The sequence below is a fragment of the Rheinheimera sp. 4Y26 genome (assembly GCF_025245835.1).
Classification (GTDB): Bacteria; Pseudomonadota; Gammaproteobacteria; order Enterobacterales; family Alteromonadaceae; genus Pararheinheimera.
Window position 1 is genome coordinate 1 of sequence record NZ_JAOBWS010000032.1, and the last position, 1225, is coordinate 1225.

Annotated in this window: 1 protein-coding gene; it reads left to right on the forward strand. The window is 48.7% G+C overall.

From position 1 onward, the window contains the following. A complete protein-coding gene (tuf, locus tag N3Z11_RS18000) occupies positions 1-1185 on the forward strand; it encodes an elongation factor Tu (protein WP_260658568.1) in 1185 nt (394 codons plus the stop codon). Positions 1186-1225: the final 40 nt, after the last annotated feature.

The following is a 1225-nucleotide window of genomic DNA, read 5'->3' on the forward strand; positions in this document are numbered from 1 at the left end:
ATGGCTAAGGCTAAATTTGAACGTAACAAACCGCACGTAAACGTAGGTACAATCGGCCACGTTGACCACGGTAAAACTACTTTAACAGCTGCTATCACCAACGTACTGGCAAAACACTACGGCGGTCAGGCTTTCGCATTCGACCAAATCGATAAAGCGCCAGAAGAAAAAGCTCGTGGTATCACGATCAACACTTCTCACGTTGAATACGATACGCCAACTCGTCACTACGCACACGTAGACTGCCCAGGCCACGCTGACTATGTTAAAAACATGATCACTGGTGCTGCACAGATGGACGGCGCTATCCTGGTAGTAGCTGCAACTGACGGCCCAATGCCACAAACTCGTGAGCACATCCTGTTATCTCGTCAGGTAGGCGTTCCTTACATCATCGTGTTCATGAACAAGTGTGACATGGTAGATGACGAAGAGCTGTTAGAGCTGGTAGAGATGGAAGTTCGTGAGCTTCTTTCTGACTACGATTTCCCAGGTGATGACCTGCCGGTGATCCGTGGTTCAGCACTGAAAGGTCTGGAAGGCGACGCAGTTTGGGAACAGAAGATCCTGGAACTGGGTAACGCACTGGACACTTACATTCCAGAGCCAGTACGTGCGATTGATAAGCCATTCATCATGCCAATCGAAGACGTATTCTCAATTGCTGGTCGCGGTACAGTAGTAACTGGTCGTGTAGAGCAAGGTATCATCAAAGTTGGTGAAGCAGTAGAAATCGTAGGTCTGAAAGACACAGTAACTACAACTTGTACTGGCGTTGAAATGTTCCGCAAACTGTTAGACGAAGGTCGTGCAGGCGAGAACATCGGTGCACTGTTACGTGGTACTAAGCGTGAAGACGTAGAACGTGGTCAGGTACTGGCGAAGCCAGGTTCAATCAAGCCACACACGAAGTTCGAAGGCGAAGTATACGTACTGTCTAAAGACGAAGGTGGCCGTCACACGCCATTCTTCAAAGGCTACCGTCCACAGTTCTACTTCCGTACAACTGACGTAACTGGTTCAGTAGAACTGCCAGAAGGCGTAGAGATGGTAATGCCAGGCGACAACCTGAAGTTCGTAGTAGAACTGATCAACCCAATCGCGATGGACGAAGGTTTACGCTTCGCAATCCGTGAAGGTGGTCGTACAGTTGGTGCTGGTGTAGTATCAAAAATCCTGGCCTAATAAGGCTGTGATTTAAAAAAGGCCCTGCGGGGCCTTTTTT

Coding starts and splice junctions, on each gene's coding strand:
- tuf (WP_260658568.1), top strand. CDS start 1: ATGGCTAAGGCTAAATTTGAACGTAACAAACCGCACGTAAACGTAGGT.